The sequence below is a fragment of the Ruegeria sp. L11 genome (assembly GCF_056531755.1).
The window spans coordinates 123,529-135,494 of the sequence record NZ_JBQFMI010000008.1 but is presented as its reverse complement, the minus strand read 5'-3'; the positions used below and the strand labels follow the sequence as shown (position 1 = coordinate 135,494).

11 protein-coding genes are annotated in these 11,966 nt (G+C 55.4%); 10 read left to right on the top strand and 1 reads right to left on the bottom strand.

Features of this window, described 5'->3' with window-relative positions; translation table 11 throughout:
- Positions 1 to 398 precede the first annotated feature (398 nt).
- Entirely contained in the window at positions 399 to 1,052 is a 654-nt protein-coding gene (locus ACR0CE_RS14170) for a GntR family transcriptional regulator (RefSeq protein WP_209506749.1), read from the bottom strand.
- A gap of 208 nt (positions 1,053 to 1,260) precedes the next feature.
- Here ACR0CE_RS14170 and ACR0CE_RS14165 point away from each other — a divergent pair, with 208 nt between their 5' ends.
- From ACR0CE_RS14165 to ACR0CE_RS14120, 10 genes are all read left to right on the top strand, one after another.
- Positions 1,261 to 2,343, top strand: coding sequence for a Gfo/Idh/MocA family protein (locus ACR0CE_RS14165; RefSeq protein ID WP_480483578.1), 1,083 nt, complete (start codon positions 1,261 to 1,263; stop codon positions 2,341 to 2,343).
- Between the two features lie 100 nt (positions 2,344 to 2,443).
- Positions 2,444 to 3,454: a sialic acid TRAP transporter substrate-binding protein SiaP gene (locus ACR0CE_RS14160; RefSeq protein WP_480483577.1), complete on the top strand. Its 1,011-nt coding sequence runs from the start codon at positions 2,444 to 2,446 to the stop codon at positions 3,452 to 3,454.
- A gap of 30 nt (positions 3,455 to 3,484) precedes the next feature.
- Entirely contained in the window at positions 3,485 to 4,060 is a 576-nt protein-coding gene (locus tag ACR0CE_RS14155) for a TRAP transporter small permease (protein ID WP_480483576.1), read from the top strand.
- Positions 4,057 to 5,352: a TRAP transporter large permease gene (locus tag ACR0CE_RS14150; protein ID WP_170753386.1), complete on the top strand. Its 1,296-nt coding sequence runs from the start codon at positions 4,057 to 4,059 to the stop codon at positions 5,350 to 5,352. The genes ACR0CE_RS14155 and ACR0CE_RS14150 overlap by 4 nt, the downstream gene beginning before the upstream one ends.
- Positions 5,352 to 7,238, top strand: a complete 1,887-nt coding sequence (locus ACR0CE_RS14145; protein WP_480483575.1) for a bifunctional sugar phosphate isomerase/epimerase/4-hydroxyphenylpyruvate dioxygenase family protein — start codon at positions 5,352 to 5,354, stop codon at positions 7,236 to 7,238. The genes ACR0CE_RS14150 and ACR0CE_RS14145 overlap by 1 nt, the downstream gene beginning before the upstream one ends.
- On the top strand, positions 7,168 to 8,112 hold the full coding sequence (locus ACR0CE_RS14140) for a shikimate dehydrogenase (RefSeq protein WP_480833014.1): 945 nt from the start codon (positions 7,168 to 7,170) through the stop codon (positions 8,110 to 8,112). Before ACR0CE_RS14145 ends, ACR0CE_RS14140 begins: the two co-directional genes overlap by 71 nt.
- A complete protein-coding gene (locus tag ACR0CE_RS14135; RefSeq protein ID WP_480558986.1) occupies positions 8,109 to 8,924 on the top strand; it encodes a citryl-CoA lyase in 816 nt (271 codons plus the stop codon). Before ACR0CE_RS14140 ends, ACR0CE_RS14135 begins: the two co-directional genes overlap by 4 nt.
- Complete coding sequence (locus ACR0CE_RS14130) at positions 8,914 to 10,101, top strand: Gfo/Idh/MocA family protein (RefSeq protein WP_480833013.1); 1,188 nt, start codon at positions 8,914 to 8,916, stop codon at positions 10,099 to 10,101. The genes ACR0CE_RS14135 and ACR0CE_RS14130 overlap by 11 nt, the downstream gene beginning before the upstream one ends.
- On the top strand, positions 10,091 to 10,765 hold the full coding sequence (locus tag ACR0CE_RS14125) for a hypothetical protein (RefSeq protein WP_480539173.1): 675 nt from the start codon (positions 10,091 to 10,093) through the stop codon (positions 10,763 to 10,765). Before ACR0CE_RS14130 ends, ACR0CE_RS14125 begins: the two co-directional genes overlap by 11 nt.
- Positions 10,758 to 11,948, top strand: a complete 1,191-nt coding sequence (locus tag ACR0CE_RS14120; protein WP_480833012.1) for a Gfo/Idh/MocA family protein — start codon at positions 10,758 to 10,760, stop codon at positions 11,946 to 11,948. The genes ACR0CE_RS14125 and ACR0CE_RS14120 overlap by 8 nt, the downstream gene beginning before the upstream one ends.
- Positions 11,949 to 11,966: the final 18 nt, after the last annotated feature.

Genomic DNA, 11,966 nt, shown 5'->3' with positions numbered 1-11,966 from the left:
ATGGAGACTACGCAGCGCCGGGCCTGCTCATCACAAAAGGGGTCAAAGTTGGATGCCGATAGGGGGTTAAAGTTCAATGCCGATTGACACCATTCCCTCTACTACGAAGTCGGCCATCGGCTTGAGAGCCGTTGAAAATAGAATTTCCACTAAATCAACTGAAGTAGCTGCATGTTGTTGTAGAACTCCGTACCCTGCCATGAGGTCGGTGATATCGGAAGGTGGTGGGCGGGATCCCAGCGATCGGCAGCAATGCGGGCTGCACCACCAGCATTCGGCTTCGACGCCAAAGGTCCGGTATGGGGCGCTCACAAACTTCTCGATTTAGATGTGGAATCTTGAGGTATTCCCTGCCAAATCGACCTGAAGACGTCGAGGCACACAATCAGCATGCCGCCTTACATAGCCTCCAACGTATGGGCGAGGCCATTTCTGATGTGATCTTCCAACAGTTTCTTGGCTGTATCAGCGTCTTTGGCCAACGCGGCATCGAACATGCGTTTGTGTTCTTGGGCTGCAACCTCACCTCGGTAGGTCAGTACGAGCATCTGATAACGAAGGTACTTGTCATAAATGATTGAGTGAAGGGATAAGAGGTTCTTGGAATTACAGGCTGCAATCATCGCTTGATGAAACTCTGAATCGTACCTCTTCCAGGTTTCCTTTTCAGAGTCATCACCCTTGAGAAGCCGTTGCTCCATCAAATGCAGCTTATGATGCGCAGCGACCAGGTTGCCTTCCCAGTCCGTGTCGCCATTCGCAATGGACAACTCCAACGCGTGGCATTCCAGCAGAACGCGCAGTTCTGAAATCTCGGTCAGGTCTTCTCGTGAAACTGGCGTGACCAGGAAACCCCGTTGCTCAGGAGCTTCGACAAATCCGTCGCTGGCGAGCCTGTTCAGCGTTTCACGAAGTGTCGAAAGGCTTGCCGAATAGCGTTCCTTCAAGGCGTCCAGCTTCAGTTTGGAGCCGGGCTGCAGCTCCCCGAAGATGATGTCCCGCTTGATGCGCTGATAGGTGCTTGCACCTATCGTAGACGGCTGTTTCGCCATGCGTTTCACCCGATATTTTTAGTTTCCTCGTTCAATTAGCATTTTTTTGAGACATCAGCAATCCAAACTGATGTATGGTATAAATAATAATATCATACATTATTGCGGAATCGCGAAAACCCCAATACGGTCGTGGCCAAATTGGGCAAGGCAGCCTGATCGCAATCAACGGTTTCGGGATTTTCCGGACCCTCCGGAAGGAAGCAAAGTGTCTAAGAACTTTCGCATTGCCATTGTCGGCATTGGTCTTGTTGGACGCCGCCACGCAGACGCTATCCGAGCGTTGCGCCATGTTGATCTCGTTGCGGTAGTCGACCCCAGTGATGAAGGTCGTGCTTACGCCGTTGAGCACGGGGTCGCATGTTACGAGACCCTCGAGAAAATGTTTGCAAATCAGACGCCAGACGGAGCTGTTCTTGCGACCCCGACCACGCTTCATGTTGAACAAGGCCTCACGTGTGTTCGACACGGTTGTCCTGTTCTTGTCGAAAAACCGATCGCCGTAGAAGCCACCGCTGCACTTGAGCTTGTTCAAGCTGCGGAGAAGGCCAATGTGCCACTGATGGTCGGTCATCATCGCAGACACAATCCTCTGATCAGGTCGGCTAAGGAAGCAATTGTCGATGGAAAGATTGGAAATGTGCGCGCTGTCCATGCGAATTGCTGGTTCTATAAGCCAGACGAGTATTTTGATACTGCGCCCTGGAGAAAGAAACCCGGTGCAGGGCCCATCTCGGTCAATCTTGTCCACGATGTGGATCTGCTGAGGTACCTGGCCGGAGAAGTTGTGACCGTACAGGCTCAGTCGGCTGCATCGCAGCGGGGCTACGACAACGAAGATGTTGCTGGTGCGCTGTTGACATTTGAAAGCGGGGCGATAGGGACCATAAGTGTGTCCGACAGCATCGTTGCTCCATGGAGCTGGGAGATGACGTCTCAGGAATATCCAATCTATCCTTCGACCACAGAGAGTAGCTATATGATCGGTGGCTCTCATGGTTCGTTGTCCGTTCCCGATCTTCGCCTGTGGAGTTACCAGAGTGAGCAACGGGACTGGTGGACGCCTATCTCATCGACCGCGCTGAAGAAGGGTGCGTCTGACCCTTTGGTCAATCAGCTCAGGCACTTTATTGAAGTAGCCCGGCACGAAGCAGTGCCGATTGTGTCTGGATGGGAAGGTTTCAGAACGCTTCAAGTTATTGAAGCTATTCAGAATTCTTGCAGAACAGGTGAAACGGTCAGGATCAAAAACTTACAAAAAACACCAATGGTAGATATGACAGTAGTATAAAATATCAGATATTTCGCAAAAAATCTTGCAAAATTTCCAAAATAGGGCAAAACTCTGAATCGCAAAAAAGAAGCATCATGATGTCTCAGGGAGGAGCAAAGTGATTACCAAACTTACCCGCCGGGCTGCTGTATCAGCCCTTGTTGCAACCGGTGTTCTGTTTGGCGCGACAAGCGGTGCGCTGGCGGAAGACAAAGTGCAACTTCGCCTCGCAACATCAGGATCGGAGACCGACCAGCGCTCGGTCGCTATGGCCGAGGTTTTCGCGCCGATGGTCGCTGATTTTGCAAGCTACGAGCCCAGCTATAATGGAACCATCTTTGCCCAAGGCACCGAGTTGGATGCCATCAGCCGGGGTAACCTGGAAATGTCGATCACCTCGGCGCAGGAACTGGCACAGTTCTTCCCCGAGTTTTCGATCTTTACCGCAGGTTATGTCCACCAGGACGCCGCGCATCAGGTGGCTGTCTTCAACGATCCCTTGATGGATGCCTTTAAGCAGAAGGCCGAAGAAGAATTAGGCGTCAAACTGCTGTCGGTCATGTATCTGGGCCGTCGTCAGGTGAACCTGCGCCAGCCCAAGGATGAACTGACAGTCACGACACCCGCAGATTTGGAAGGCGTGAATCTGCGGATGCCGGGCACCGACGCATGGCAGTTCCTTGGCAAGGCGCTGGGTGCCGCGCCGACACCGATGGCCTTCTCCGAAGTCTATACCGCGCTGTCGACCGGTGCCGTTGACGGGCAGGATAACCCGTTGCCGACCGTCGTCGACGCCAAGTTCTATGAAGTGACCAATCAGATCGTCCTGACATCGCATCTGGTCGACCTGAACTATATCGCCATCGGCAAAGAGGTTTGGGACGGGCTGACACCGGAACAGCAAGCCAAGGTTCAGGAAGCTGCGGACGCAGCAGCTGAATCAGGCCGCCAGAAGCAGCTTCAGAAAGAAGAGGATCTTGTCAGCTTCCTGAAAGAGCAGGGCATGGAGATTTACGAACCCGATCTCGCTGCGTTCCGCGATCAGGTACAGTCTATGTATCTGGACAGCGAATTCGCTGGCTCATGGCCCGAAGGCGTTCTGGATCAGATCAACGCTCTGGGCAACTGAACCCAGTAAGACAGGGGAGGGAGAACCATAATGAAGGCCTTTATGAAGGGGTTCTCCCGACTGACCGAAGCGATTGCCGGCGGGATGCTGGCGGCAATCTTCCTTATCTTCCTTCTCCAAATTCTACTACGGTACTTCTTCACCCCAGCAGGCTGGACGCTGGAATTGATCGGCATTCTTTGGGTCTGGGTGATTTTCTTCAGCTGCGCTTTCATCGTGCGCGAACGGGATCACGTGAAGTTCGACATCATCTATCTTTCGGTGCCGATGCGCGTACGGCAGGTCTTTGCGATGCTGGCGGCCGCAGCGATCGTAGTCGGTATGCTCTACAGCTTCCTTCCGACGTGGGACTACATCGACTGGATGAAAATCCGCAAGACATCGACTGTCCGCAATCCGTTCTCCGGTGAGAAGATTCCGCTGCGCACAGTATTCTCGATTTACGCGGTATTCATGCTGGTCGTCGCAGCGCGCTACGCGTGGCTATTCTTCGACGTCATGCGCAATGGCCCACCAAAGACAGAGTTGGAACTGGTCGTTGGGTACAACGTGGTTGACGATCATCCCCGTGTCGACGTCGAAAAGGATGAGGAAGTTAAGAAATGAGTTTTGAACTTCTTTCCTGCCTGCTCGCTCTCTTTCTTCTGGCAGGCATCGGGACACCTATCGGCTATTCCATCCTCCTGGCCTCATTAGTGTACCTAGGCACGGCCGGACTGGACGTCGCCCTCGCGGGCGAGAAGATCCTGCAAGGTTTTTACAAAAGCACGATCCTGCTTGCCGTGCCTTTGTTCATCGTCGCCGCGAATATCATGAACGCTGGATCGATCACGGACCGTCTTTTGAACTTCTGCGTCGCTGCTGTCGGTCGTTTCAAGGGCGGCCTCGGGCACGTAAACGTGGTAGCGTCACTGATCTTTTCGGGTATGTCCGGCTCGGCCGTCGCGGATGCTGCTGGGATCGGGAAGATCATCATTGAAATGATGACCAAGGATGGCCGCTACAGCCGAGGCTACGCAGCTGCAATCACGGCGGCGTCGGCAACGATCGGCCCTATTATTCCGCCCTCTATCCCAATGGTTTTGTACGCGCTCGTTTCCAAGGCCTCCATCGGGTCGCTGTTCCTAGCCGGTATTCTGCCGGGCCTGATCATGGGCGTCGTCCTCATGGCGATGAACTATTATCTGGCCGGAAAGCGGAACTTTGCATTGGAAGAACCTGTTCCACTGCGCGAGTTGCCGGCTAAAACCGCCAACGCATTTCCGGCACTGCTGATGCCCGCAATCCTGCTCTACGGCATATATGGGGGCGTCACCACTCCGACTGAAGCTGCCGCCGTAGCTGCATTCTACGCCCTGCTACTGGCAGCGTTGTTCTACCGAGCGCTGACCTTCCGCGGCCTTTATCAGGTGTTCGTCGATAGCGCGCGCTCTTCCGCAGCCGTCGGGGTTGTCATTGGTGGCGCGTTCATTCTGAACTTCATCGTCATCCAGGAACAAATACCGCAGTCTATCTCGGCGCTGCTGGAGGGTTCCGATGTTAGCCCGATTGTGTTCCTGATCCTCGTAAACCTGCTGATCCTCGCGCTGGGATGCGTGTTAGACGCAACAACGATCATCCTAGTGATTGTGCCCCTGTTCATTCCAACCTGCGAGGCGCTTGGGATTGATCTGGTGCATTTCGGGGTGCTTGTCGTCGTGAACTCGATGATCGGTCTGATCACGCCGCCCTATGGCATTCTGCTCTTTGTGATCAACGCCGTGACGGACATTCCGCTACGCGAAATCATCTCGGAAATCTGGGCCTTCCTCGCGGTTCTTATCTTCGCCCTGGTGATCATGATACTGATGCCTGATTTGGTCCTGTGGTTGCCGCGTATGTTTGGATATCAGGGATAATGTGCCTCTCGGTTTCGACAACGTCGATCCCCGGTGATCTGGCCGAAAAACTAAGCACTATCGCTGACGCGGGATTCGGGGGTGTCGAATTACACGAACCGGACTTGACCGCTTTTGACGGGCCGCCATCGCAAATTCGGAACATTGCATCAGATCTCGGCCTGAAGATTTGCCTGCTGCAACCTTTCCATAACCTTGAAGGTCAGTCTGGCGGCGGACGGGAGCGCGCCTTTGATCGACTGAAGCGCAAACTCGACCTGATGAGCGAATTGGGTACGGATCTGCTGCTAATCGGGTCCGCATTCGAGGTCGATGCCGCTGCGACCGAAGAACAGGTAATCGCAGATCTTGGCGAGGCGGCCGAAATAGCAAAGGCATTGGGGTTGCGTCTGGCCTATATGGGCTTGCCATGGTCGGATCTTATTCACTCGGATGAACAGGCGTTAGGCGTCGTTGAAGCTATCGACAGCCCTTATTTGGGGTTGGCCTTGAATTCCTTCTTCTCGCTTGCCGACGGGTCCAAACCAGCCCGCCTTCGGGACATTCCCGGAGATCGGCTGTTCCATGTGCAGCTATCCGATGCACCCCGACTTGAAATGGATATTCGCAGGCTCAAACGGCACTTTGGGCTTCTGCCGGGGCTTGGGTCGCTGAACCTTGCGGGCTTTGTGCGGGTGTTGTCCCGCGCTGGGTACAAGGGGCCTTGGTCTATTGCGCGTGTCAATGAAGCAGCTCCTCAACCCGGTGGCCTGACACTGGCCCGAGACAGCTACAGGTCGCTGGTGAACCTGTTAGATGAGGTTTCCCGGACCGAACCGGGAACAGATTTCGGCATCCCGGACCTGCCGGAACGCGTCTATGCGTCAGGCTTCGAATTCGTCGAATTTACAGCCGACGAAACAAGCGGCGCGCAGCTGGCAGATATGCTGTCAGCAATGTGTTTTCGAATGGAGCGAAAACACGTAACCAAGTCCGTCGAGCTGTGGCGGCAGGGCGCGATAAACATCGTTGTAAATACCGAAAAGGAAGGTTTCGCCCATTCGGCGTTCCTGGGTCACGGCCCCTCCGTGTGTGACATGGGGTTGCGTGTCAAAGATGCGGATCAGACGGTTCAGCGAGCGACCGCGTTGGGCGCGCCGAATTTCTCACAGCCGGTAGGGACTGGGGAACTGGACATCCCGGCCATCCGAGGTGTTGGTGGCAATGTTGTCCATTTCATAGATGAGAAATCCGATCTGCATCGGGTTTGGGACATCGAGTTCGAGCCAGTCGCCAAGACCAAAGCGATCCAGCCTGCTGGTCTGCGCCGCATCGACCATCTGGCGCAGACGATGCGTAACGATGAGATGCAAAGCTGGCTGCTCTATTACATTTCGACTTTTGAGATGGCAAAATCTCCGATCGTGAACGTTGCCGACCCTTCAGGTGTTGTGCAAAGCCAAGCCATCGAGAGCCCCGAGGGCGAAGTGCGTTTAAACCTGAATGGTGCAGTTGGGCGTCGAACACTGGCGGCTTCATTCCTTGAAGACGGTTTTGGTGCCGGTGTTCAGCACATAGCCTTCCAGTCGGACGACATATTTGAAACCTCAGCCCAATTGCGGAAGTCCGGCTTTCCCAGCCTGTCCATCCCAGAAAACTACTACGCTGATCTGCAAGCGACATTCGGGTTAAGTGAAGACCTGATCGCCCAAATGCGCAGGGATAACATTCTCTACGACCGCGCAGCGGGTTCCGAGTATTTTCAGATCTACAGCCGACCTATCTTTAACGGCTTCTTCTTTGAAATTGTTGAGCGCCGATCTGGCTACTCCGGCTATGGCGCGCGCAATGCTGCGTTCCGATTGGCGGCCCAAGCGCGACACCACATGGCGGAAGGAACAACCTGAAATGAAGGCGGCACTAATCGGCCAAGGTATTGCTGGCTCCATGACGCCTGAGATGCACGAGGCAGAAGGTCGGGCGCAGGGTATCGATCTGAGCTACGGTAGGATCGACACTGCAAAAGAGCCATTTCGTGGAATGTCGGTCGCTGATTTACTGCATTATTCCGTTGAATTAGGCTGCGCGGCGGTCAACGTGACGCATCCCTACAAAGCATCAGTCATTGATTATCTTGATGAGCTTTCCAAGACTGCTGAGGAGCTTCAAGCTGTCAACGCGGTGGTTTTTTGTGACGACCGAATGGTTGGCCACAACACCGACTACATAGGTTTCCACAGTGCCTTCGGAGATTCTTTGGGATCATCGAAGACTGAAACGGTTCTCATGTTTGGTGCTGGTGGCGCGGGCAGTGCAGTCTCTTTGGCTTTGCTTGATTCAGGTGTTCGAGACCTGGAGATTATTGATCCTGACCTCCGCCGAGCGCAGGCGCTGGTCAGTCGACTAGAGGTCTTGCGCCCTTATGCAAAGATTCAGGGTTCCCCTTCGATTTCGTTGGATCGGATCGAACTTGTGGACGGAGTGGTCAACGCAACACCACTTGGAATGGACAAGTACCCCGGAACAGTCATTGAACCATCCCTGTTGCGGCCCGATGCATGGGTGGCAGACATCGTATATTTCCCGCTTGAGACACACCTACTGAGCAGGGCCCGCGCAACTGGGTTGAAAGTGATGAATGGTGCTGGAATGGCGGTTCATCAGGCTGCAGCGTCTTTTGAGATCTTCACCGGCTGCACCGCCTCAATCAGTCGCCTTCAAAACGTTTTCGATTCACTTCGTCAGCAGCGCATGCGCGAGTTTAGAGGTGCAACGGTATGACAAACGACGAGCACGCAATCCGCCAATGGTGGCGCACATCCATCATTGACATGAAACCCGGCAAGATCGCGTTTCGTGGCAACGCAATTGAGGATCTGATCGGGAACGTTTCTTTCCCGCAGATGATCTGGCTGATGGTGCGGGGCGATCTGCCCAGCGACGCACAAGCGCGTCTGTTCGAAGCCGCTTTGGTCGCAGGCGTGGATCACGGCCCACAGGCCCCCTCAATCGCGGCGGCGCGCATGGCTGCCACCTGCGGGGTAGGTCTCAATAATGCGATGGCGACTGCGGTGAACATGCTGGGCGATGTGCATGGCGGAGCAGGCGAACAATGCGCCGAGCTGTACTATGATATCTCGGAACGCATGGATGCTGGGGCATCGCTGAATAATGCTGTTCAGGACGGTCTGGACAGCTGGCGCGAGACGTACGGCAAGATCGTCTCGGGCTTTGGCCACCGTTTTCACAAGCCCGTCGACCCGCGCGCGCCCCGGCTGATGCAACTTGTTCGTGATGCGGCAGATGAAGGCACTGTTTCGGGTCGCTTTGCTGATATCGGAGAAGAGGTTCAGGCTGAACTCGGCCGTCAACGCGGCGGTCGGCCAATTGCCATGAATATTGACGGCGCGACAGCTGTGATCTTCTGCGAACTTGGCTTTCCCGCGCCCTTGTCGCGGGGGTTGTTCTGCCTGTCCCGCTCGGTCGGAATACTCGCCCACGCTTGGGAGCAGATGAACCAGGGTGGCCGCAACAAAGGGCCCATGCCCCCGAATTACTTACCTCTCTACGAAGACAGGAATGATGACACGTGAGACATCGAAATCCTTCCGGGTCGGCCTTATCGGTTGTGGTCGTATCAGCGATATCTATCTAAAAACGCTATCCAAATTCTCAAACGTCGAGGTCGTGGCTTGTGCAAGCCTTGATCCTTCGGAAAGCCGCGCCAAAGCAGATCAATACGGTGTCGCCCAGGCCTGCACACCAGATGAAGTGTTTGACGATCCGACGATTGACTGCGTTCTGAATCTGACAATTCCGGCGGCGCATGCGGAAATCAGTTTGCGCGCGTTGGAGGCCGGCAAGCACGTCTATTCCGAGAAGCCGCTGGTTATGAATCGAACGGACGGAAAGGCGATCCTGCACACTGCCACTGAAAAGGGGCTACTGGTCGGTTGCGCACCCGACACGTTTCTGGGCGGTCGTTGGCAGACCGTTCGGCGCTTGATCGATGAAGGCGCTATCGGGAAACCAACAGGGATTTTTGCCCATGTCGGGACCCACGGGACGGAGCGCCACCATCCCAACCCGGATTTCTACTATAAGGCGGGTGGTGGGCCAATGCTGGACCTTGGGCCGTACTACCTGACCGCCATGATCTACTGCCTTGGACCCGTTGACCGGGTTGCCGGAATGGCTCGGCGCACGTTTGACAAAAGGATGATCGAAAACGGCCCTCGCAACGGCGAATGGATGAATGTCGAGGTGGACACGCACTCCCTAAGCCTGCTGCAGTTCTCTTCCGGAGCAATAGGGTCGATGACCATGAGCTTCGACGTCTGGGACAGCGAAACTCCGCGGTTCGAGATCTATGGTGAAAACGGAACCATCAGCATCCCTGACCCTGACCCGGTTCATGGCGCCAACATCTTTCAGGGGGATGTCTGGCTGAAAACGCGGGAGACCTCACGCTGGTCTCATCAGCCCCGTCCAACCGGTCGTGAAGACTGGCAGGTTGTTGAAAACAGACATGGGTTTAACGAAGATAGCCGCGGGCTCGGCCTTTTGGACCTCGCCCTGGCGGCACAAGAAGGACGCCAACCCCGTGCAAGTGGAGCGCTTGCTTACCACGTTTTCGAGGTCATGGACGCAATTGAACGGGCGCCAAAATTCGGCGCCTATCAGACGATAGAAAGCCGGTGCGCGGCTCCGGAGCCTTTGCCGGTCGATTTTCTGAACGGTGAGAGGAAGGAGTCGGCCCATGCCGATTGAGACACTCGACTTTGCCCAGCCATTCTTTCGCGTCCAGCACATAACTGACGAGCGCAGAATTTCTATCGAGGGTCGCGCCATCGTCCTTAACCTTGGGGGGCGAAATTTCTCTGTCGAGGATCAGACCATTGCACCGCTTTCCTCTGTGATCGTGCAAGACAGCACGCTTAGCGGCGTGGAACGTGCAGTCATTGTCCACGGTTTCGACGCCCATTCCAATGACAACGAGTTGTTCGCATGGGTGAAAGATACATGGCCATCTGCTTTTGATGTTCGCCAAGAGGAGCGTCTGCGTGGCGTCAGCCACTACATGTCGCCGAAGGTCTTCGTGGGTAACGTTGGACTGACCATGTACCATTCCGGCTCGGTCCCTTTGAATGTCGGATTGCATAAGGATCATCCGTTCTGCCCGGTACCTGGGTTTCGCGAAGTGCATACGCAGATCGTTGGCTTCGGCAAAATGCAGCAATGTCGCGAACGGGATGTCGAGACCCTGTATCTCGAAGAATTCATGGCCCCGGGCGCGACCCACAAACCTATGTATGACGCCGAAGGCAATTATCCCTGGCATCAATACGAGACGATCACCCCCGGTATCTTCATGGCGGTGGAAATACTATCCGAGGGCGAACTGGTCCCGGAAATGGAGGTTGAGAATGGCTGAGAGACTTTTACCCGAAGACCTGAAGTTCGACGGCCCTTTCCCCCGCTTGTCTCGCCGTTTGCGGTTGGGCGTTGTTGGTGGAGGACGGATCTCTGTCACGCAAGCATCATCCGCGCGGATGACCGACCGGTGGGAGGTCGTCGCAGGAGCACTCAGTTCTGACACAGCGCGCAGTAAGGCGCGTGGGGCCGAGTGGTTCCTGCCGGCCGAACGGTGCTACGCGTCTTTCGAAGAGATGGCACAGGCCGAGGCGGCACGCACGGATGGCATAGATGCCGTCATGATCACGACCCCGAACCACGTTCATTTTGAAGCGGCCAAAGCGTTTCTGGAAGCGGGCATTGACGTGTTGTGCGACAAGCCCCTGACCAACGAAGTCGCCGAGGCCGAGGGGCTTGAGGAGATTACCGCGCGCACGGGACACATCTTTGCTGTCGGTTATGCGATGTCATGTTTTCCGGTGATACGGCAGGCCAAGCAGATCGTGGCCGACGGGGGCATCGGCAAAATCAACCAGATCCATGTCGAGTTCATGCAAGACTGGATGACGCCCGATGACGTGGCTGACGCGCCCCATGTCAAATGGCGGCTGGACCCCAATATTTCTGGTCCAACCAGCTGTGTCGGCGATATCGGCACCCATGCCGCGCATCTCGCCAGTTTTGTTTCCGGCCTGCCGATGACTGATCTACGGGCAGAGTTCCATGTCTGCGGCGCGCCAAAGCCTTTGGAAGACACGGTGTTCATGTTCACCCGTTACCAAAATGAAGTCCCCGGAACCTTGATGGCAACACGCCTTGCCCCCGGAAACCGGGGTGGGTTGCGCCTGCGCATATTCGGGAACGAAGGAGGCCTCGAGTGGGACCTAGAGAACTCGGAGCGGCTGAAATTCAATCGGTTTGGTGAACCGGATCATATCATCAGCCGAGGTCTCGGGCATGGTATCGGACCCGGCGCAGAACGTTTGATCCGTACCGCGCGCGGCTTCCCTGAAGGGATTATCGAAGCTTGGGCCAACCTCTATACGGAACTTGCGATGGCCGTAGCCGCGCGTCGGGATGGCGTAACCGTTCCGGCCGATTGGCTTGCTTATCCCAGTGTCGAACAAGGCGCAGACGGTGTTCGATTCATTGACGCCTCTGTGCGCTCTCACCAGTCCGGAGGGGACTGGGTCACTCTCTAAGGGTCTGCCTACACGAAT